Here is a 20732-nt window from a genome sequence, read left to right on the forward strand (position 1 = left end):
CCTCACACCCGCTCGATGATGGTCGCGACACCCATGCCGCCGCCGATGCACAGGGTCACCAGGGCCCGGCGCGCCTCGCGGCGTTCCAGCTCGTCGACCACGGTGCCGACCAGCATCGCGCCGGTGGCGCCGAGCGGGTGGCCCATGGCGATCGCGCCGCCGTTGACGTTGATCTTCTCGTCCGGCAGGTCGAAGTCCTTCTGCCACTTGAGCACGACGGACGCGAACGCCTCGTTGAGCTCCCACAGATCGATGTCGTCCGGGGTCAGGCCCGCGGTCTTCAGGACCTTTTCGGTGGCCGGGGTCGGACCGGTCAGCATGATCGTCGGCTCGGAGCCGATCGAGGCGGTGGCGACGATGCGCGCCCGCGGCGTGAGACCGGCCCGCTTGCCCGCTTCCTCGCTGCCGACCAGGACGATGGCCGACCCGTCGACGATGCCGGACGAGTTGCCGCCGGTGTGCACGTGGTCGATCTTCTCGACCTGGTGGTACTTCTGGAGCGCGACGGCGTCGAACCCGCCCATCTCGCCGATCGTGGTGAAGGCGGGCTTGAGCTTCGCCAGACCCTCCACAGTGGACCCCGGACGGCGGTGCTCGTCGTGGTCGAGGATCGTGACGCCGTTCATGTCCTTCACCGGCACCACGGACTTCGCGAAGTAGCCGCCGGACCAGGCCGCCTCGGCCTTCTCCTGCGAGCGGACCGCGAACGCGTCGACGTCTTCGCGGGAGAAGCCCTCCATCGTCGCGATCAGGTCCGCGCCGATGCCCTGCGGGGCGATGTACTGGTCGTACGCGGTGGCCGGGTCCATGAACAGCGCGCCGCCGTCCGAACCCATCGGCACCCGCGACATGGATTCCACGCCGCCCGCGATGACCAGCTGGTCCCAGCCGGAGCGGACCTTCTGCGCCGCGACGTTGGTGGCTTCCAGCCCGGACGCGCAGAACCGGTTGAGCTGCACGCCCGCGACCGTCTGCGGCAGGCCCGCGACGAGCGCGGCGGTGCGCGCGATGTCCGCGCCCTGCTCGCCCACCGGGGACACGACGCCGAGCACGATGTCGTCGATCGTCTGCGGATCGAGGTTCGGGTGGCGGACCTTCAGCTCCTGGATGAGGCCGACCACCAGGTCGACCGGCTTGGTGCCGTGCAGGGCACCGCCCTTGTTCTTGCCCCGGGGCGTGCGCAACGCCTCGTAGATGTAGGCCTCGCTACTCACTGAACAACTCCTCCGCGAAGCGGCATGGATGGACACTGCGGTGTATCTCGCCGTCGACTATACCGGCCAGTAGGTGCTAATGGCCATTAACATAAGCCCGATGAACCCCATGGTGTCAATGGGTTGCCGTAGTTTCGATTCACGCTATGGTCAGTTCACCATGAGTACGTCTCCCTCCCGCGGCACGCGGCCTCGCGACCGCAAGGCCCAGCTGGCCGCCGTGGCGGCCGAGCTGTTCCGGGCGCGGGGGTTCCACGGCGTCGGGATCAACGACATCGCCGCGGCGGCGGGCGTGACCGGACCCGCGCTGTACCGGCATTTCGCCGACAAGCAGGCGATCCTCGCCTACGTCGTGCTCGCCGGGATCGACGACATGGAGTCGGCCACCGCGGCCGCGCTCGCCGATTCCGCGCCGCCGCTTTCCCAGCTGGACGCCCTGCTCACCGGCCTCGCGACGCAGGCGGTCGAGCGCCGTGAGATCGCCGCGCTGTGGCGCTGGGAAGGTCCGCACCTGCCGCGCGAGCAGCGCCGGGAGATCCGCCGCCGGTCCGGCGCGGTGCTCGACGCGTGGACGAAAGCCCTGCTCACGCTGCGTCCGGAGCTGTCCGTGGACGAGGCCGAACTGCTGTGCTGGGCCGCGCTGTCGGTTTTCGGGAGCGTCGCGGTGCACCACACCTCGGTGGCACGCAAACGCTTCGTGCCGCTGCTGGTCGAGCTGGCGCTGGAGGTGCTCAACGTCTCGCTCCCGGTTCCCGCCGAGCCCGCGCCGCCGGTCGCGAGCAGCCTCGGCACGCCGTCCCGCCGCGAGCAGGTCCTGACCGCCGCGACCGGCCTCTTCGCCGAACGCGGCTTCCACACGGTGAGCATGGAAGACATCGGCGCGGCGGCGGGCATCGCCGGGCCGAGCGTGTACCGGCACTTCCCTAGCAAGGGCGCGCTGATGGTCGCAATCGGACACCGCGCGGCGGACCGGCTCGCACTCGCCGCCGAGCAGGCGCTGCAGGCTCCCGACGAACGGTCGGCGCTGGGGCGGCTTGCCGCGTCGTATGTGCACATTCTGCTGCGCACGCCGGAACTCCTGGTGTCGTTTACGGCCGACCGCGTGACCATGCCGGAGCGGGACAAAGCCGATCTGCGCCGCGTCCAGCGCGACTACGTCGATCAATGGGTTTCCTTGCTGTGCGCGGTGTTTCCGGAGCTTCCGGCGCGCGAGGCGAAGATCCGGGTGCACGCGGCGCTGACGATCGCGAACGACCTGAGCCGGACCGGGCGGATCAAGAGCAGGCCGCATCTGCAGACCGAGCTGACGGCGGTGCTGCACGCGGTTCTCGGACTCGACCGCACGCTCTAGGCGAAACCGCCCCTCCCGCTCCCCCGGACGTGTAAGCATCTGCCGTGCCCACGAGACGGTTGCATCTGGTTCGCGCGGACGAAGGCCACCGCGTCACGACCATCGAGCTTTTCTTCGACCTGGTCTTCGTCTACGCCATCACGCAGACGACCGAGCTGATGTCCGGGCACCTGAGCCTGCTCGGAGTCGGCGAGGGGCTGCTGGTGCTGATGGTGCTGTGGTGGTGCTGGTGCAGCTACGCGTGGCTCGGCACGACCGTCCATGTCGACCACGGCATCGCGCGGCTGGCGATGTTCGGGGCGATGGCGGTGATGTTCCTTGTCGCGCTCGCAGTGCCGCAGGCGCTCACCAACGAGCCGGGCGGGCTCGACGGCCCGTTGCTGTTCGTCGCCTGTTACGGCGTCGTGCGACTGCTGCACATCGTCGCCTACTTCGGCGCCGCTCAGCACGACGCCGAACTGCGCCGGGTGCTGCGGCTGATGCTGCGCGGGCTCCTTCCGAGCCTGGCTTTGCTGGCCGTCGCCGACGTCGTGGGCGGTCTGTGGCAACTGGCGTTGTGGGTGGTCGCGCTGCTGGTGGACTACATCAACGTCTATCTCTCCGGCCCGACAGGCTGGCGAGTGCACTCGCCGGCGCACTTCGCCGAGCGGTTCGGGCTGATCGTGATCATCGCGCTGGGCGAATCGGTCGTGGCGATCGGCATCGGGATCGGGCACGTGCCGATCACGTGGCTCATCGCCGGGTCGGCGATCTGCGGGATCGCGCTCGCCGCCGGGATGTGGTGGACGTACTTCGACCTCGTCGCGCACGTCGCCGAACGCAAACTGGCCCGCGCCCACGGCATCGCGCGCGCCAAAATCGCCACCGACTCCTACACCTATCTGCACCTGCCGCTGATCGCCGGGATCGTCCTCGTCGCGCTCGGGTTGAAGAAGACGTTCCTCACGCTGTCCGACGGTGTGCACCACAGCCCGGCCGACGCGCTGCACGGCGTCGCACTGTGGGCGCTGACCGGAGGGCTCGCGCTGTACCTGGTCGCGCTCAGCTCGCTGCGGCGGCGCAACGTCGGCACCTGGAACCGGCAGCGTCTCGTGCTCGCGGCGGCTCTGCTCGCGCTCACCCCGCTGCTCGGACACGTCCCCGCGGCCTTGCTGTTGCTGATCGTCACGGCCTCGGTCCTGCTGCTCATCGCGTTCGAACGCACCTCGCTGGCCCGGCGGCCAGTAGTCGAGTGAGCCGGGCCGCACTGGCGGATTCCGCGTCGCCACGTTAACCTACTCGTGAGTAGGTAACGCGAGGGAGATGCTGCATGGCTGCGCCAAGGAAACGAGACGCGATGGGCCTCGGCCTGGCCGCGCTCACCCGGTTGGCCGGGAGCAAGGCGATCGACCGGGTCGGGCTGCGCGGACCGGTGCAGAACCTGGTCAAGACGGGGACCCGGAGCGGTTTCCGCGCGGCGGGGGCGGCGACCAGGTCGTTCACCTCGGTCCAGCGGCTGGGCAAGCCGGCCCGGCTGGCGAAGCCGGACGACCGCGGGCTGTTCGACCTCACGCCGGACGAGGACCAGAAGCTCATCGTCGAGACGGTCAGCGAGTTCGCCGCGGAGCAGCTGCGCCCGGCCGCCGCGGACGCCGACGAGAAGCTCGCCGCTCCGGAGGGTCTGCTGAGCCGCGCGGCCGAGCTGGGCATCAGCCTCGTCGGCATTCCGGAGGAGCTGGGCGGCGCGGGCACTGAGCGTTCGGTCGTCACGAACGCGCTGGTCGCGGAGGCGCTCGCGCACGGAGACCTCGGACTCGCGGTGGCCGTGCTGGCCCCGTCCGCAGTAAGCACCGCGCTGGTCGCGTGGGGCGACGAACAGCAGCAGGCCGATTACGTGCCCGCGTTCACCGGCGAGCAGGTGCCCGCCGCGGCGCTCGCGCTGCTGGAGCGGACGCCGCTGTTCGACCCGTTCAAGCCCGCCACCAAGGCGAAGCGCACCCCGAAGGGCTACCAGCTCGACGGCGTCAAGTCGCTCGTCCCGCGCGCGGCGGAGGCCGAACTGTTCCTCGTCTCGGCCGACCTGGAAGGCCGCGGACCGGCTCTGTTCCTGGTCGAATCGTCCAACGCGGGCGTGACGATCGAATCCGAACCCGCGATGGGCCTGCGCGGCGCGGCGACCGGAAAGCTGCACCTGGAGAAGGTTTCGCTGCCCGCGGGCGCACTGCTCGGCGGCGGCAAGGCGGACGTTTTCACCGAGGTGGTCAGGCTTTCCCGGCTCGGCTGGGCGGCGCTCGCCGCCGGCGTCGGCAAGGCCGTGCTGGACTACGTCGTGCCTTACGTGAACGAGCGCACCGCGTTCGGCGAGCCGATCAGCCACCGGCAGGCGGTCGCGTTCTCGGTGGCGGACATCGCGATCGAGCTGGAAGGCCTGCGCCTGGTCACGCTGCGCGCGGCCGCCCGGGCCGAGCAGGGCAAGGAGTACGCGCGGGAAGCCGCGCTCGCCCGGAAGCTCGCCACCGACAAGGGCATGCAGATCGGCAACGCCGGCGTGCAGTTGCTGGGCGGGCACGGGTTCGTGAAGGAGCACCCGGTGGAGCGCTGGTACCGCGACCTGCGGGCGATCGGCGTGATGGAAGGCGCCGTCCTCCTCTGATCCTTTTTCTTGCTCCGAAAGGCAACTCATGATCAACCTGGAAGCTCCGAAGAAGGCCGGCGCGCTGATCAACCAGGCGTACCAGGCCGCGGCCGAGGTGTTCCGGCCGATCTCGCGCAAGTACGACCGCGCCGAGCACACCTACCCGTCCGAATTGGACATGTTCGCCGCGCTGCTGGACGGCCTGAACTCCTCCGGCGAGGGCGGGGCGGGCGCGGCCGGCGTGCGACGGTCCGAAAAGGACGACGGCCCCAAGGGAAACCGCAACGGCGCCAACCTGAACGTGGTGCTCGGCACGATCGAAATGTGCTGGGGCGACGTCGGCCTGCTGCTGTCCATGCCGCGCCAGGGCCTCGGCAACGCCGCGATCGGCTCCGTCGCGACCGACGAGCAGCTTGAGCGCTTCAAGGGCTTGTGGGCCGCGATGGCGATCACCGAACCCGGCTGCGGTTCAGACTCGGCCGCCATCACCACGACGGCCACCGAGGATGGCGACGACTACATCCTGAACGGCGAAAAGATCTTCGTGACGTCCGGCCAGCGCGCCGACGCCGTCGTGGTCTGGGCGACGCTGGACCGCACGAAGGGCCGCGCCGCGATCAAGTCGTTCGTGGTGGAGAAGGGCACGCCCGGCTTCGAGGTCGTGCGCGTGGAGCACAAACTGGGCATCCGCGCGTCCGACACCGCCGTGCTGCGCTTCGAAAACTGCCGAGTTCCGCGCGAAAACCTCTTGGGCACGCCGGAAATCGACACCGCCAAGGGTTTCGCCGGGGTCATGCAGACCTTCGACAACACCCGCCCGCTGGTGGCCGCGATGGCGATCGGCGTCGCGCGTGCGGCACTGGACGAGACTCGCCGCGTCCTGACCGAAGCCGGTGTGGTCATCGATTACGACCGTCCGGCTTTGACGCAGCACGCCGCGGCCGCGACTTTCCTGCAGCTGGAAGCGGACTACGAGGCTGCGTATCTGCTGACGCTGGAGTCGGCGTGGATGGCGGACAACCGTCAGCCGAACTCGCTGCAGGCGTCGATGGCTAAGGCCAAGGCTGGTCGGACTGTGGTCGACGTGACGCTGAAGTGTGTGGAACTTGCTGGGGCGTATGGGTATACGGAGGAATCGCTGCTGGAGAAGTGGTCCCGGGATGCCAAGATTCTGGATATTTTCGAGGGGACGCAGCAGATTCAGCAGTTGATCGTGGCTCGACGGATCCTCGGGAAGACCAGCGCACAGCTGAAGTAATTGCGGCATAAGAGAAACCCGCCCGTCCGATGTCTCCCCACCAAGAGACAGCGGTCGGGCGGTTTCCGTTTCAACCGCCCAGTTTGATTGCCCGGCGTACGTCGTCGGCATACGCCACAGGCTGTTCCCAGGCTGCGAAGTGGCCACCAGCAGGGTGTTCCACGTACTCGCGGACGTTCACGAACGCCTCGGCATAGCTCCGCGGCTCCGGTTTGGTGTCATGCGGGAACACCGAGAGCACGGTCGGCGTGTCGATCCGGTCGGGGACGGTGGCCGGTTCGGCGTAGGTGGCGAACGAGGTGCCGATCGTGCCGGTGGCCCAGTAGGCGGTGACCCAGGTAAGAAGCTCGTCCGTGGTGAAAGCTGGCCCGTCGGACCAGGACTCCAGCTTCTCGACGATCCACGCCGCGAGGCCGGCGGGCGAGTCGCCGAGGGCGACCGCGAGCGTGTCCGGCCGCGTCGACTGCATCGCGATGTACCCGCCCTCGGTCCGGAACCATTGCGCGGCCCGGACGAGGTAGTCCTTCGCGTCGGGCGCCAGCTTCGCCGGGTCCGCCGTGAATGCGTGCTGCGGGGCGATGTTCGTGAGATGCAGGGCAGCCACCCGATCCGGATGTTCGGCCGCGAGGAGTTCCGCGACGGTGCCGCCCACGTCGCCGCCGGACACCGTGTAGCGCGGGTAGCCGAGTTCCTCGAGAGCGTCCGCGACGATCCCGGCGATCCGGTTGACCGACATGCCGGGCCCGGTGAGCGGAGCCGCGAACGGGAAGCCCGGCAGCGCGGGCGCCACCACGTGCGCGTCCGCGAGCAACGGCAGGACGCGCTCGAACCGCAACACCGAATCAGGCCAGCCGTGCAGCAGCACGACCACCGGGGCATCGGGATCCGCGGACCGCTGGTGGATCACCCGCAGCTCGGTGTCGCCTGTCTGCACCGTTTCCCAGGGAAACTCGCCGATGCGGCGCTCGTGCACGCCCCAGTCGTACCCGTTCGCCCAGCGTTCGAGCAGTTCGTCAAGGCGGGCGCCGCCGATGCCGCGCGTCCCGTCGGCACTCCACGGGCTCGTGACACGCCGCGTCCGCCGGAGTCGTTCCCGCATTTCACCGTCCATGTGTATGAGCGTACACAAGATGTGTACGCTCATACACATGACTTCGCGCAATGCCGCCGCCACCCGGCAGCGGATTCTGGAGCACGCCCGACGCCAGTTCGCCCGGCACGGATACGCGGCGAGCACGGTCAAGGGCGTGGCCGACGCGGCCGGGGTGTCCCCCAACCTCATCACGCGTTATTTCGGCGGCAAGGACGGCCTTTTCCTGGCGGCGACCCGGGTGGAGATCCCGGTCCTGGATTCCTTCGACGGCAACCGTTCAGCGCTGGGTTCGCGTCTCGCGGCAAGCATCGTCCAGCGCTGGTTCGGTGCCCCGGGGGAGGATCCGCTGCTCGCGCTGCAACGCGCGTCCGGCGAACGCCCGGAGGCGGCGGAGGCGCTGGCCGCCTTTCTCGACACGAACTCGCTGGAGCCGCTGCACCGCTATCTGCGCGACAGCGGCCTGGACGACGCGGACGCCCGCAGCCGAGCCGCGGCGATCGACGCCTTCGTGCTCGGCGTCTCGACCCGCCGCCGCGTCCTGCGTTCCGAACTCGGCGACCCCGCCGATCTCGAGGCCTGGCTGAGCACCACCATTCAACGCCTCGCCGACGGGTGACGCACCGGTCATAGCGGGCCGGGGAAGACCGAACTGATCCAGCCGCTATTCCATTTGCTTCTTCCCGGTGGATTGCCCGAAGAAGTACCCCAGCACCAGCAGGAAAGCACTGGACAGCACCTGGTTGATCTCCACGCGAGCGAACATCGCGGCCACCACGGAGAGACACATCACCAGCAGGATCGCCGCACCGACGTAGGTCGCGACGGATTCCTTGGCGAGGAAGTTCTGCCACACCTTGGCTTTCCGCTCGTATTTGTCGATTTCCGCGGCCATCGCCGCTGCCTCGACCTCGGCGATCTTCCGGCTGGTTTCCTTCAGCTCCCCGCCGATCTTTCCGGTCTTGCTCTCGAACTCGCCGAGCAACTGGTCGAATTTCTCCTTGGTTCCGGCGTCGTCGACCACGGACACCGCGTTTCTGAGCTTGCCGATCTCCTGCCCGACGGTCAGTCCGTTGATCAGCTCAAGGATCTGCTCGCGCCGCTCCAGGCAAAACTTCAGGGCGCTGCGACTTGAATTCACTTTGCGAGCGACGTCCGAATGCCCTTTCGTCACACTCTCCGCCGCCAGCGCTTTCTTGTTCTGAGTGAGCTTCTTCCGCTGCCGAACGGTCACCGCGTCGAGCCGCTCCAACGACGAGCGAAGTTCCTCGACGGACTGCGCCTCGAGCGAGGAGAGGTCCAGCCCGTCTTTGACGAACTCCAGCTCCATCCGCCGTCTCAACCGGCTGTGCTGGTGGTCGGCTTCTTCGAACTCGACTACGCCGCGATCTTCTGAAACGCTCATGGTATTTTCCGTTTGATGGAGTGCGTAATTTCGGAACCGAGGGCGCGCCGTCAGCGGCGGTATACTCGCCCCCTGGATCACGATCGGCCTCCCCTCTGCCGACTGCAGTGACCTGCGGATCGCTCGCGAGGGCTCCCTTGTTGCAGCCTGTCGTCAGCCGACGCCGTTCCGAACCCGAATCGTGACCACTAGAGCAGACGCAGCAATTACGAAAAGCGCAGCAAAAGCAGATCGGCGCAAATGAAAACGCGGCACAGAGATGATCTATCAGCCATTCTGGGAGGCTGAATCCAGCGCTTCAAGAACCGCGTCCCCGTTCGCCCGTGCCCACTCCGTCAAGGTGTGGATCGGCTCGATCAACGTCGCTCCCAACGGCGTCAGCTCGTACTCCACCCTCGGCGGAGCCTCCGCATACGCCTCACGACGAACCAGCCCGTGCGCTTCCAGCCGGCGCAGCGTCTGGGTGAGCACCTTCCGGGAAATGCCGCCGATCAACCCGGCCAGGTCGCCGTGCCGCACCGGGCCCTCGCAGAGGCCGGCGAGCACGACCACCGTCCACTTGTCGGCGATCAGCTCCACCGCGAGGCGCGCCGGGCAGTCGGCGAGAAAGAGCCCGCCGGGACCGTAGTCGCTCATGGGATCAAAGGTACCCGCTGGTACCTATCGGAATCCTAGCCTGGTTTTCGTTCCCCTCCAGAAACCAGGAGAGTCATGCGAGTCATCACCCAGCAGAAGCTCGGCGGTCCCGAGGTGCTCACGATCGTGGACGCGCCCCAGCCCCGGGCAGTGCCGACCGAGGTCCTTGTTCGCGTCAAGGCGATCGGGCTCAATCCGTTGGAAGCCCGGCTGCGCGCCGGCGAATTCCCGTTGCTCGGCGAGCCTCCGTTCATCCTCGGATGGGACGTGAGCGGCGTGGTCGAAGAGGCGTTGACCTGGCGGTTCCGGCCCGGCGACGAGGTGTTCGGAATGCCGCTGTTTCCCCGCGCGGCCAACGCTTACGCCGAAGTCGTGGCTGCTCCGGCATTGCATCTGGTGCGCAAGCCGGAGGCGCTTTCGCACGTCGAGGCCGCGGCGTTGCCGGTGGTCGGGCTGACAGCGTGGCAGGGGCTGGTCGACCTCGGCGGCGTGACAGCGGGCGACCGGGTGCTGATTCACGGCGGTGGCGGCGGAGTCGGGCACGTCGCGATCCAGCTTGCGAAAGCCCTTGGCGCGCACGTGATCGCGACTGCCAGCGAGAGCAAGCGCGAGTTCGTCGAGGGGCTCGGCGCCGACGAAGTCATCGACTACCAGAAGGTCGACTTCGCCGAGGTGGTCCGCGACATCGACGTTGTGCTCGACACTCTCGGCGGCGACACCGTCGAGCGGTCGCTCGGAGTTCTCCGCGATGGAGGACATCTGGTGACGGCGGTAGCCGACGAGGACACGGAGCTGATCGCGAAGTTCGAGGCAGCGGGGAGGCGCTTCAGCGGTATCGGGGTCGATCCGGATCCGGTCGGTCTGCGCGGGCTGGTCGCGCTCGTCGAGCAGGGCAAGCTTCGGGTCCACGTGCAGGAGACGTTCCCGTTCGAGCGCGTCGCCGACGCGCATCGGCTGCTGGACGGCGGCCATCTCCAGGGAAAAGTCGTTCTACGCCTGCCCTAGACCGTCAGCACAATCCGGCCTCGCGCCTCGCCTGATTCCAGCAATCGGTGCGCCTCGGCGGCCGACGACAGGGGCAGGCGAGTGCCGACCCGGGGGCGAAGGATTCCGGTGGACAAGGCCCGGTTGATGACGCGGGCGGCGGAACCCAGTGCGGCGACACCGGCGTTGCTGATCGCGAAACCGCGAATGCTCGCGTCGCGCGTGTACAGCTCGCCGATCGGCAGCGTCGGGGTCGACTGCATTCCGGCCATCGCGACGATGCGGCCGCCACGGGACAACAGCGGCACTGCCGAGACCAGATCGTGTTGGCCTGCATTGTCCCACAACAGATCCACCGCGGGGAGTTTGCGGTAGAGGTCGGGATCGGTGTAGTCGAAAACTTCGTCGGCACCGCACTCCCGGCACCATTCCGCGTCGTCGGCGCGGGCGGTCGCGATGACGCGCAGGCCCGCCGTGGAAGCAAGTTGGACGACCGCGCTGCCGACGCCGCCGCCCGCGCCGAGCACCGCGATCGTCTCGCCGTAACCGGCGTCGGCGTGCTCGAAAAGGCCCAGATACGCGGTGGCGGCGGTGTGCAGGACGGCGACGGCGTCGTCGGAAACCCCGTCCGGCAAGAGATACAGCCGGTCCTCGGGAACCGCGCAATACTCGGCGAAGGAACCCTGCCGGCCGTCGTGGCCGAGGCTGTTGCACCACACGCGATCGCCGGGTGCGAAGCGGTTCACCGGCGAGGAAACAACGGTGCCGATCAGATCCCGGCCGATCACGAACGGGAACGAAACGTCGGCGGGATACGCGCCGGAACGGATGAAGGTGTCGACGTGGTTCACCGCCACCGCGGAGACTTTCACCAGCACCTCGCGCGGCCCCGGTTCAGGGTCCGGGAGCTGGCCGACCTTGATCTCGGAACTGTCGCCGAGCGACGTCACGTAGGCAGCGATCACCGGCCCACGGTACCGCCGGTTTTTTTACCGGCTTCGCGCGGATCTCGGATTGATCTCCGGTATCGGAAAAACCTCGAAAGCGCACGGAAATGCCCTAATCTGCCCGGCATGACCGCTCCGGTGGCGCCGGCCGACCTCAAACAGGCCCGCATCTTCCTGTGGATCCAGGTCGCGCTGAGCGCGATCGGGCCGTTGCTGCTGGCCGGGATGGCCGGCGTTTCGCTGGTCGAGCTGATCAGCCTCACCCAGCTCTACATCGTGATCACCTACGCGACCGCCATCGCGCTGGCGGTGTGCGCGGTCGTATTGCCGAAGCGCCAGCAATGGGCCTACGTGACCGCCGCGGTCATCGAAGGCCTCCTGGTGCTCAACAGCCTGGTCACGCTGCTCAGCAAGGGCCTGCCCGGCATTCTGCCGCTGATTTTCGCCGGGCTCGCGCTGCGCGCCCTGCTCACCCGCGACGTCCGCACCTGGTTCTTCCCGCAGCAGCCCTCGGTCAGCTGACCCGGTCGTCCAGGAATTCGTCGAGGTACCGCCAGGTCGTGCCCCGGGCGCGGCGGCCGGTGAGCACGCCGAGGTGCCCGCCCGGCGCGGTGCGGAACCGGACCTCCGGCGCGTTTTCCAGCAGCTGCACCACGCGTTCCACCGACGCGCGCGGCGCGATGGTGTCGTTTTCGCCCGCCACCACCAGCATCGGCACCTTCACGTCGGACAGTCCGATCTTGCGCCCGTTCAGGTCGACGGTGCCCTCGGCAAGGTCGTTCGTGCGGAACAGGCGGTGGTACAGCTGGCCGAACGTCCGCCCGGGGTAGGCGTACATGTTGCCCATGAAGTGGTCCACCGCCTCGATCTGCGCGAGGTAGTCGCGGTCGTCCAGGTTTTTCAGGATCGCCAGCGGTTTCGTGATTTCCTTGGAGATCCCGGTGGCCCGGAACACCCGGGTGACCAAATAGGACGGTGCGCCGCCGAACACCCGGTACACCGGGGTGAGCAGATGCCCGCCGGTCAGGTCCACGAGCGGGCGGAACGGCGCGACGATCGGGATCGCGGTGAAATCGACCGGCGAGCCGACCGCGGTGATCGATTCGATCGGCAGGTCCGGCTGATCCGCGCTGACCAGCATGGAGAAAATCCCGCCGAGCGACCACGACACCAGGTGCACGCCCTGTCCGCCGGCGTCCTCGCTGACCTTCCGGATCGCCCTCGGCAGCACCTCGTCGATCCAGTGCTCGATGCCGAGGCGGCGGTCGGAGAACGCGACCATGCCGTAGTCCACCAGGTAGGTCGGCCGTCCGCCGTCCACCAGGTGCTCGATGAGGCTGCAGCCGCGGCGCAGGTCGAAGCACAGCGCGGGCGCGGCCAGCGGCGGCACCAGCAGCACCGGCGGGCCCGACGTTTCGGACGAGCCGTGCGTCATCCGGTACACCGACCGGTTCGGCCCCTGGTCGATCAGCACCCTCGGCATCGGCCGCAGATCGGCGACCCCACCCTGGAAAACCTTGCCCACGACATTGGCCGCCGCGGCAGCCAACCGGGCCGGTGGGGAAACCATTCAGCGCCTCCTGGAACTTGTCGTCTGCCGGGCATCTTGCCGTGCGCGCGGGCGCGGCATCAACACGCCACTCCCGCAAGCACCCGGCAAGCGCATGTCCACATCAGACGCTCCCACCAGGCGGGACGGACGACGGCGCGCTCCGGGCGGCCCGGCTCTCGTACTCGGCGCGCTCGGGCGAATGCGCGGCGGAGGCCAGCAGCTGATCGCCGCCGAGCGCGCGCACCAGCCATTCGCCGAACGCGCGCGGGAACAGCCGGGTGACGCGGCCGGTCAGATCGAGCGATTTCGGTACGAATACGTCGAACTTCGGCCGCTCCAGCGCATCGACGATCGCCGCCGCGACATCCTCGGGACCGACCGACTTGATGAACCGCGCTTCGCCCAGCCCCGACGCGAGTTCCGTGCGCACCACCGCGGGCATCACGCACGACACCTCGACGCCGGTGCCGCGCAGCTCCAATCGCACCGCCTCGGACAGCCCGACCACCGCGTGCTTCGTCGCGCAATATGTGGCCGCACCGGCGAATCCGGACTTTCCGGCCATCGATGCCACGTTCACGATGTGCCCGCGACCGCGCGGCTTCATCCGTTTGACGGCCTCGCGCGTGCCGTGCACGACCGCGTGCACGTTGATCTCCAGCAGCCGCCGCGTGGCCGCGTCGTCCTCCTCGTCCAGCGGCGAGAGCGGCATGATGCCGGCGTTGTTGATCAGCACGTCGATCGGCCCGATGGTGCTTTCGACGTCGTCCAGGAACGCGGTGAAGGCGGCTGTGTCGGTGACGTCCAGCGGCGACGCGACCACGTCCGAACCCAGCTCACCAGCGGTTTTCTCGGCGCGGACCCGGTCGAGGTCGCCGAGCACGAGCCGCGCGCCGCGCCGGTGCAGCGCGGCGGCCGTAGCTGCCCCGATGCCCTGCGCGCCGCCCGTGACGACGACGACCTTTCCGGAGAGCGACTGCCTGGCCATCGGACTCCTCTCCTCTATTGACACTTAGCCAATATCGTCCTCCGGGTCAGTCCACGCCGCTATCCCCCAACTCGTTGCTCGAGGACCTGACCGAGCCAGCCGTCGACGGTGAACTGCTCAGTCGGCTTGAAGCCCTGACTCTCGTAGTAGCGCGGCAGATCGCCGTCGCCGCCCGCCCAGCAGTCGACGCGCACGAGGTCGATCCCGCGTCGTTTCGCCTCGTCCATCGCATGCTGCAGCAGCCGCGAGCCGACCCGATGCCCGGTGAACTGGCGGGAAGTGATCAGCAGCCGGACGTACAGCTCGGGCTCGTCGACCTGCGGCGCGTACGGCATGGCCTGCCCGAGGATCAGCGCACCCGCGGGTTTTCCGTCGATCTCCGCGATCCGGAGCTCGGGATCGGCCGCGTACTCGCGCACCCGTTCGGCCCGCTTCGGGATCTTGCTCCACGGCTCGGTGCCCCATTGGCCCGCGCTGCCCCGCGCGACCAGCCATTCGACGGCGGCGTCGAAGAACCCCAGCAATACGTCTGCGTCTCCGGCAACCCCAGGCCGGATAGTGAACTCCATATCCCCACAATAGGGACAACTGAAGCAGCGCCGCCGGGACTCCGCCCGGACGTCCCGGCGGCGCTGGGTCTCAGGCGCCGACCCCGAGGTGGCGCGCGATGAGCATCCGCTGGACCTCGCTGGTGCCCTCGCCGATTTCCAGGATCTTCGCGTCGCGGTAGAAACGGCTGACCGGGAATTCGTTCATGAAGCCGTATCCGCCGAAGATCTGCGTGGCGTCGCGGGCGTTGTCCATCGCCGCGTTCGAGGCCACCAGTTTCGCGATCGACGCTTCCTTCTTGAACGACTCGCCGCGCAGCATCTTCGACGCCGCTTGGTAGTACGCCAGCCGCGCGGTGTGCGCGCGCACTTCCATGTCCGCGATCTTGAACTGGATCGCCTGGTACTCGCCGATCCGGTGGCCGAACGCGACGCGGTCCTTCGCGTACTTCAGGCATTCGTCCACGCAGCCCTGCGCGAGACCGACGCTCAGCGCGGCGATCGCCACCCGGCCCTCGTCCAAAATGGACAGGAACTGGGCGTAGCCGCGGCCCCGCTTTCCGACCAGGTTCTCGGCGGGCACCCGGACGTCCGAAAAGGACAGTTCGTGGGTGTCCGAGCAGTTCCAGCCGACCTTCGAGTACTTCGGGGCCACCGCGAAGCCCGGCGTGCCGGACGGGACGATGATCGCCGAGATCTCCTTGCGTCCGTTCTCCATCACGTCGGTGACCGCGGTGACGGTGACCAGTCTCGTGATGTCGGTGCCGGAGTTGGTGATGAACGCCTTGCTGCCGTTGATGATCCACTCGTCGCCGTCGAGCCGGGCGCGCGTGCGGGTGGCCCCGGCGTCGGAGCCGCCGCCGGGTTCGGTCAGGCCGAATCCGCCGAGCGCCTCCGCCGCGGTCAGCATGGGCAGCCAGGTTTCCTTCTGCTCCTGGGTGCCGAAGCGGTAGATGGGCATCGCGCCGAGCGAAACCCCTGCCTCCAGCGTGATCGCGACCGAGGAGTCGACCCGCGCCAGCTCCTCCAGCGCGAGGCAAAGGGCGAAGTAATCCCCGCCCATGCCGCCGAATTCCTCCGGGAACGGCAGGCCGAACAGGCCCATCTCGCCCATCTTGGCGACCAGCTCGTACGGGAATTCTTCCTTCTCGTACAGCGGGCCGATCACCGGCGCGACCTCCGCCTGCGCGAAGTCCTCGACCGTCTTGCGGAGCGCTTCGTATTCCTCGTCCAGCCGGAAGTCGATCACTGCTTCTCCTCTGCTGCGCTCACGACGGCAAGCGTCTCGTCGAGCGCGACCTGCTGGCCGACCCGCACCGAAAGCTCAGTCACCACACCGTCGATCGGCGCGGTCACGGTGTGCTCCATCTTCATCGCCTCGACGACGAGCAGCGGCGTCCCCGCGCTCACGACGTCGCCTTCGGCGGCCTTCACCACCAGCACCGTTCCCGGCATCGGGCTCTTCACCGGACCAGCACCCGCCGCCTCGCCGCGCGAGGACAGCGTGAATTCCTGGTCTGCGAACGCGAACGACCGGCCTTCGCGGGCCAGCCACACTGTCCGTTGTGGACCGTCGGCGCAGCGGTACCGCTCCACGCCGTTGGCCCGACGGACCTCGAGCAGATCGCCTTCACGGCGAGCGGAAACGCGCACCGGCTCAGCGTCGTCCACCTGCACCGCAGCGTCCGACGGCGTGCCCTCGACCCGCACTACGGCCTGGTTTTCCCCAGTGCGCAAGCGGAAAGTGATCCCGCCGGGACCACTGAGCCGCCATCCGCTCGGGATGTCCCACGGGTCCACGACCGCACCCGTCGGCTGCAGCGAGAGCAGCCGATCCATTGCCGCGGCGACGAAAAACCCGGCCGGGACTTCCGAGGAGACCAAATCGGACAGTCGGCGGTCCACCAGTTCGGTGTCCAGCCGTCCGGCGCGGACGTCCTCGTCGGCGAGCAGACCGCGCAGGAACGCGATGTTCGTGCCGAGGCCGAGCAACGCGGTGTCGGCCAGCGCGCGGTCGAGTTTCTGCAGCGCCGACGCCCGGTCCGGGCCGTGCGCGATGATCTTCGCCAGCATCGGGTCGTAGTTCGACCCGACCACCGCGCCGACCGACATCCACGAGTCCACTCGCACGCCGTCGCCGGAGGGCTCGTGCACGGCCAGCACGGTGCCGCCGGTCGGGATGAACCCGCGCGCCGGATCCTCGGCGTAAACCCGGGCTTCGACCGCGTGTCCGTCGAGGCGCACGTCGTCCTGGGTCAGTCCGAGTGGCTCCCCTGCCGCCACCCGCACCTGCCAGGACACCAGGTCGAGGCCGGTCACCATTTCCGTGACCGGGTGCTCGACCTGCAGCCGGGTGTTCATCTCCATGAAGAAGAACTCGTCCGGATTGTGCGCGGACATGATGAATTCGACCGTGCCCGCGCCGACGTACCCGACCGACCGCGCGGCTTCCGCGGCCGCCGCGCCCATTTTCGCCCGGGTGGCCTCGTCGAGCAGCACCGACGGCGCTTCCTCGATGATCTTCTGGTGCCGCCGCTGCAGGCTGCACTCGCGTTCGCCGAGGTGCAGCACGGTGCCGTGGGTGTCGGCCAGGACCTGGATCTCGATGTGCCGCGGCGTGGTGACGAACCGCTCCATCAGCAGCGTGTCGTCGCCGAACGAACTCTTCGCTTCCCGGCGCGCGGACTCGATCGCAGCGTCCAATTCGGACTCTTCGTGCACCAGGCGCATGCCCTTGCCGCCACCGCCGGCGGACGGCTTCAGCAGCAGCGGATAGCCGACTTTCGCCGCTGCTTCGGCGAACCCGCCTTCCGGAATGTCCACATCGGACGCACCGGGCACGACCGGAACACCGGCCGCGGACACCGTGGCCTTCGCCCGGATCTTGTCGCCCATCTTGTCGATCGCTTCCGGCGGCGGGCCGATGAACACCAGCCCGGCCTCCGCGCAAGCCCGCGCGAACGCGGTGTTCTCGGCGAGGAAGCCGTAGCCGGGATGCACCGCCTGCGCGCCGGTTTCCTTTGCCGCCGCGACAATCGCCGGGATCGACAGGTAGCTCTTCGCCGCTTCGGCCGGGCCGAGGCGCACCGCGGTGTCGGCCTCGCGCACGTGCCGGGCGTCGGCGTCCGCGTCGCTGTACACCGCGACCGAACGGATCCCGAGCGCACGCAGCGACCGGATTACGCGAACCGCGATCTCCCCGCGGTTGGCAACGAGAACAGTGTTGAACAAAGAACCCTCGACCATGTCCCATTCACATCCGGAAGACGCCGTAGTTGACCTCGGGCAAGGGCGCGTTGGCCGCCGCCGACAGCGCGAGGCCGAGCACCGTGCGGGTGTCCGCCGGGTCGATCACGCCGTCGTCCCACAGCCGCGCGGTGGAGTAGTACGGGCTGCCCTGTTCCTCGTACTGCTCGCGGATCGGGTCCTTGAAGGTCTCTTCGTCCTCTGTGGACCATTCACCGCCGCGACTCTCGATGGCGTCGCGGCGCACCGTCGACAGCACCGACGCCGCCTGCTCGCCGCCCATCACGGAAATCCGCGCGTTCGGCCACATCCACAGGAACCGCGGCGAATACGCCCGGCCGCACATGGAATAGTTGCCCGCGCCGAAGGAGCCGCCGATGATCACAGTGAACTTCGGAACGCGTGCGCACGCCACTGCGGTGACCATCTTCGCGCCGTGCTTGGCGATGCCGCCCGCCTCGTACGCGCGGCCGACCATGAACCCGGTGATGTTCTGCAGGAACACCAACGGAATCGAGCGCCGGTCGCACAGCTCGATGAAATGCGCGCCCTTCATCGCGGACTCGGCGAACAGCACGCCGTTGTTCGCGATGATGCCGACCGGGTGGCCGTGGATGTGCGCGAAACCGGTGACAAGCGTCGAGCCGTATTCCTTTTTGAACTCCGCGAACCGGCTGCCGTCGACGACGCGGGCGATGACCTCGCGCACGTCGTACGGGGTGCGCGAATCCGTCGGCACCACGCCGTACAGCTCGCGTTCGTCCACAGCGGGCGGCTCGATCGCCTTGACCTCCCACGGCCGCGGCGTGCGCGGACCGAGCGTGGAGACGATGTCGCGGACGATGCGCAGCGCATGCGCGTCGTCGTCCGCGAGGTGGTCGGTGACACCAGACTGGCGCGCATGCACGTCGCCGCCGCCCAGTTCCTCAGCAGTGACGACCTCGCCGGTCGCGGCCTTCACCAGCGGCGGGCCGCCAAGGAAAATGGTGCCCTGATTGCGCACGATGACCGCTTCGTCGCTCATGGCCGGGACGTACGCGCCGCCGGCGGTGCACGAGCCGAGCACGGCGGCGATCTGCGGAATCCCGCGCGCGGACATGGTGGCCTGGTTGTAGAAGATCCGGCCGAAGTGCTCGCGGTCCGGGAAGACCTCGTCCTGCCGCGGCAGGAACGCGCCGCCCGAGTCGACCAGGTAAATGCACGGCAAGTTGTTGTGCAGTGCGACTTCCTGCGCCCGCAGGTGCTTCTTCACCGTCATCGGGTAGTACGTGCCGCCCTTGACCGTGGCGTCGTTGGCGACGATCACGCATTCGCGGCCGGACACCCGACCGATCCCGGTGATGATGCCCGCGGACGGAGCCTCGTCGTCGTACAGCCCGGCGGCAGCGAGCGGCGAAAGCTCCAGGAACGGCGATCCCGGGTCCAGCAGCGTGTCCACCCGGTCGCGGGGCAGCAGCTTGCCGCGTTCCACATGGCGGGCGCGCGACTTCTCCGGCCCGCCGAGCCGCGCGGCGGCGAGCCGCTTGTGCAGATCCTCGACCAATTCGCCGTGCGAGGTGACACTACGGCTGAAGGTGTCGCTGCTGCGATCCGCTGAACTGCGCAGTACCGGCGTGTCCATGACTCTCCGTCGAGACGTTAGCGGTCGTTAACTCCGCCGGAGATGTTAGTGCTCGTTAACCGCCGTGTCCAGTCCAGCCCGCCGCGGTGTTCTCAGGGCCGGATGCGCAGGACTTTCACCCGGTCGTCGTCGAACTGCTCGAACCGGAACTTCAGGCCGGCGAAGGGGCTGCCCGGGAAATCTCCGGTGATCGTGCAGGTCACGACCAGCCCTTCGGCGGCAGGTTCGACGTCGGTGATCGCGTACTCGACCCGGGGGACCTCGGTGCGCCAGGCGCGGATCGCGTCGATTCCCGCGTATTCCTTGCCTTCGTCCTCCACGAGGGCGTCGTCGGCGAACAGCGCGAAGTACGCCTCGGCGTCCTCCGCGGGAGCGAGCGCGAAGTAGCGCCGGACAATCCGGGGCACGGCGGCGGTGGTCATGATGGTTCTCCTGTTCAGGCTGGGCGGATCACACCGTGGGGACGGTGCCGCCGTCGATGACGTGCTCGGCGCCGGTGATGGCCGAGGCCCGGTCCGACACGAGGAAGGCCACCAGTTCGGCGACCTCTTCCGGCTCGGCCGGGCGGCCCAGCGGGATGCCGCCGAGGGAATCCATCAGCGAGGTCAGCGCGGCTTCGGTGCTGATGCCCTGCCCCTCGGCGATCCGGTCGATCAAGGCTTCGGCCGCGCCGGTCCTGATGAATCCCGGCGACACGGTGTTGACCCGGACGCCCTTGGGCGCGACTTCGTTCGACAGCCCCTTGCTGTACGTCGCCAGAGCGGCCTTCGCCGCGGCGTATCCCAAAGTGGCGTTGTGGAGCGGCATCGCGCGCTGGATCGAGGTCACGTGCACGACGGCGCCCTTGCCGCGGTCGACCATCGCCGGGATCAGGCCGCGGTCGAGCCGCACCGCGCCGAGCAGGTTGAGGTTCAGTTCCTCCGCCCAGTTTTCGTCGGACAGCGCCGCGAAGCCGCCCGACGGAGAGCGCGAACCGCCGACGACGTGCACGAGGATGTCCACGCCTCCCTCGCGCGTCACCGCGCCCACCACCGCTTCGACGCCCTCGACGGTCGACGTGTCCGCGGCGACGAAGGGCTCCCCTTCCGGGAAGTGCTCGGGCTTGGATCGCGCGGTGACGATCACCGTGGCCCCCGCGTCGCGAAGACGTTGCGCGACAGCCGCACCCGCCCCTTTCGTTCCGCCCGTGACCAGGGCACGCCTGCCGAGCAAAGACCCGTCGGCCACGATCGCCCTCCTGACTGCTAAAATAGAACCCAGTGACTTCGACATTAGCAG

General features: G+C 68.5%; 20 protein-coding genes. 7 read left to right on the top strand and 13 right to left on the bottom strand.

The genetic code is table 11. The features are described 5' to 3' along the window. Nucleotides 1-2: 2 nt before the first annotated feature. Nucleotides 3-1214, bottom strand: coding sequence for an acetyl-CoA C-acetyltransferase (locus ACZ7OI_RS23085; protein ID WP_470266255.1), 1212 nt, complete (start codon nucleotides 1212-1214; stop codon nucleotides 3-5). Between the two features lie 160 nt (nucleotides 1215-1374). Between ACZ7OI_RS23085 and ACZ7OI_RS23090 the strand changes: the two genes are divergently transcribed. From ACZ7OI_RS23090 to ACZ7OI_RS23105, 4 genes are all read left to right on the top strand, one after another. After that, the gene (locus ACZ7OI_RS23090) at nucleotides 1375-2565 is read left to right on the top strand and encodes a TetR/AcrR family transcriptional regulator (protein ID WP_470266256.1); all 1191 of its coding nucleotides are present in this window, start codon (nucleotides 1375-1377) and stop codon (nucleotides 2563-2565) included. Nucleotides 2566-2609: 44 nt separating this feature from the next. Continuing rightward, on the top strand, nucleotides 2610-3800 hold the full coding sequence (locus ACZ7OI_RS23095; protein ID WP_470266257.1) for a low temperature requirement protein A: 1191 nt from the start codon (nucleotides 2610-2612) through the stop codon (nucleotides 3798-3800). Between the two features lie 101 nt (nucleotides 3801-3901). Continuing rightward, on the top strand, nucleotides 3902-5197 hold the full coding sequence (locus ACZ7OI_RS23100) for an acyl-CoA dehydrogenase family protein (RefSeq protein WP_470266664.1): 1296 nt from the start codon (nucleotides 3902-3904) through the stop codon (nucleotides 5195-5197). A gap of 28 nt (nucleotides 5198-5225) precedes the next feature. Beyond that, complete coding sequence (locus ACZ7OI_RS23105) at nucleotides 5226-6437, top strand: acyl-CoA dehydrogenase family protein (protein WP_470266258.1); 1212 nt, start codon at nucleotides 5226-5228, stop codon at nucleotides 6435-6437. Between the two features lie 70 nt (nucleotides 6438-6507). Here the strand turns inward: ACZ7OI_RS23105 and ACZ7OI_RS23110 are convergent, their stop codons facing one another. Further along, nucleotides 6508-7548: an alpha/beta fold hydrolase gene (locus tag ACZ7OI_RS23110; RefSeq protein WP_470266259.1), complete on the bottom strand. Its 1041-nt coding sequence runs from the start codon at nucleotides 7546-7548 to the stop codon at nucleotides 6508-6510. 37 nt (nucleotides 7549-7585) lie between these two features. Here ACZ7OI_RS23110 and ACZ7OI_RS23115 point away from each other — a divergent pair, with 37 nt between their 5' ends. Next, the gene (locus tag ACZ7OI_RS23115; RefSeq protein ID WP_470266260.1) at nucleotides 7586-8146 is read left to right on the top strand and encodes a TetR/AcrR family transcriptional regulator; all 561 of its coding nucleotides are present in this window, start codon (nucleotides 7586-7588) and stop codon (nucleotides 8144-8146) included. A 45-nt stretch (nucleotides 8147-8191) separates the two neighbouring features. On the opposite strand, the gene ACZ7OI_RS23120 is transcribed toward ACZ7OI_RS23115, so the two are convergent. Next, nucleotides 8192-8932: a hypothetical protein gene (locus ACZ7OI_RS23120; RefSeq protein WP_470266261.1), complete on the bottom strand. Its 741-nt coding sequence runs from the start codon at nucleotides 8930-8932 to the stop codon at nucleotides 8192-8194. A 267-nt stretch (nucleotides 8933-9199) separates the two neighbouring features. Beyond that, nucleotides 9200-9568, bottom strand: coding sequence for a winged helix-turn-helix transcriptional regulator (locus ACZ7OI_RS23125; RefSeq protein ID WP_470266262.1), 369 nt, complete (start codon nucleotides 9566-9568; stop codon nucleotides 9200-9202). Between the two features lie 75 nt (nucleotides 9569-9643). Between ACZ7OI_RS23125 and ACZ7OI_RS23130 the strand changes: the two genes are divergently transcribed. After that, complete coding sequence (locus tag ACZ7OI_RS23130) at nucleotides 9644-10573, top strand: NADP-dependent oxidoreductase (protein ID WP_470266263.1); 930 nt, start codon at nucleotides 9644-9646, stop codon at nucleotides 10571-10573. Here the strand turns inward: ACZ7OI_RS23130 and ACZ7OI_RS23135 are convergent. Further along, on the bottom strand, nucleotides 10570-11517 hold the full coding sequence (locus ACZ7OI_RS23135) for an NADPH:quinone reductase (RefSeq protein ID WP_470266264.1): 948 nt from the start codon (nucleotides 11515-11517) through the stop codon (nucleotides 10570-10572). The two genes, ACZ7OI_RS23130 and ACZ7OI_RS23135, sit on opposite strands and share 4 nt — an antisense overlap. 108 nt (nucleotides 11518-11625) lie before the next feature. Here ACZ7OI_RS23135 and ACZ7OI_RS23140 point away from each other — a divergent pair, with 108 nt between their 5' ends. Continuing rightward, nucleotides 11626-12021 (top strand): hypothetical protein, encoded by a 396-nt coding sequence (locus tag ACZ7OI_RS23140; RefSeq protein ID WP_470266265.1) that lies wholly within the window; start codon nucleotides 11626-11628, stop codon nucleotides 12019-12021. Here the strand turns inward: ACZ7OI_RS23140 and ACZ7OI_RS23145 are convergent. The 8 genes from ACZ7OI_RS23145 to ACZ7OI_RS23180 all read right to left on the bottom strand — a co-directional run bounded on the left by ACZ7OI_RS23145 (nucleotide 12014) and on the right by ACZ7OI_RS23180 (nucleotide 20681). Then, a complete protein-coding gene (locus ACZ7OI_RS23145) occupies nucleotides 12014-13069 on the bottom strand; it encodes an alpha/beta hydrolase (RefSeq protein WP_470266266.1) in 1056 nt (351 codons plus the stop codon). The genes ACZ7OI_RS23140 and ACZ7OI_RS23145 overlap by 8 nt on opposite strands. A 103-nt stretch (nucleotides 13070-13172) precedes the next feature. Then, entirely contained in the window at nucleotides 13173-14039 is an 867-nt protein-coding gene (locus tag ACZ7OI_RS23150) for an SDR family oxidoreductase (protein ID WP_470266267.1), read from the bottom strand. A gap of 59 nt (nucleotides 14040-14098) precedes the next feature. After that, complete coding sequence (locus tag ACZ7OI_RS23155; RefSeq protein ID WP_470266268.1) at nucleotides 14099-14608, bottom strand: GNAT family N-acetyltransferase; 510 nt, start codon at nucleotides 14606-14608, stop codon at nucleotides 14099-14101. Between the two features lie 70 nt (nucleotides 14609-14678). After that, nucleotides 14679-15836, bottom strand: coding sequence for an acyl-CoA dehydrogenase family protein (locus tag ACZ7OI_RS23160; RefSeq protein WP_470266269.1), 1158 nt, complete (start codon nucleotides 15834-15836; stop codon nucleotides 14679-14681). Then, nucleotides 15833-17818: an acetyl/propionyl/methylcrotonyl-CoA carboxylase subunit alpha gene (locus ACZ7OI_RS23165; protein WP_470266665.1), complete on the bottom strand. Its 1986-nt coding sequence runs from the start codon at nucleotides 17816-17818 to the stop codon at nucleotides 15833-15835. The genes ACZ7OI_RS23160 and ACZ7OI_RS23165 overlap by 4 nt, the downstream gene beginning before the upstream one ends. Nucleotides 17819-17840: 22 nt before the next feature. Next, the gene (locus tag ACZ7OI_RS23170) at nucleotides 17841-19454 is read right to left on the bottom strand and encodes a carboxyl transferase domain-containing protein (RefSeq protein ID WP_470266270.1); all 1614 of its coding nucleotides are present in this window, start codon (nucleotides 19452-19454) and stop codon (nucleotides 17841-17843) included. 92 nt (nucleotides 19455-19546) lie between these two features. Further along, on the bottom strand, nucleotides 19547-19876 hold the full coding sequence (locus ACZ7OI_RS23175) for a nuclear transport factor 2 family protein (RefSeq protein ID WP_470266271.1): 330 nt from the start codon (nucleotides 19874-19876) through the stop codon (nucleotides 19547-19549). Between the two features lie 28 nt (nucleotides 19877-19904). Then, the gene (locus tag ACZ7OI_RS23180) at nucleotides 19905-20681 is read right to left on the bottom strand and encodes an SDR family oxidoreductase (RefSeq protein ID WP_470266272.1); all 777 of its coding nucleotides are present in this window, start codon (nucleotides 20679-20681) and stop codon (nucleotides 19905-19907) included. Nucleotides 20682-20732: the final 51 nt, after the last annotated feature.

This window comes from Amycolatopsis sp. NPDC114503 (assembly GCF_055633655.1).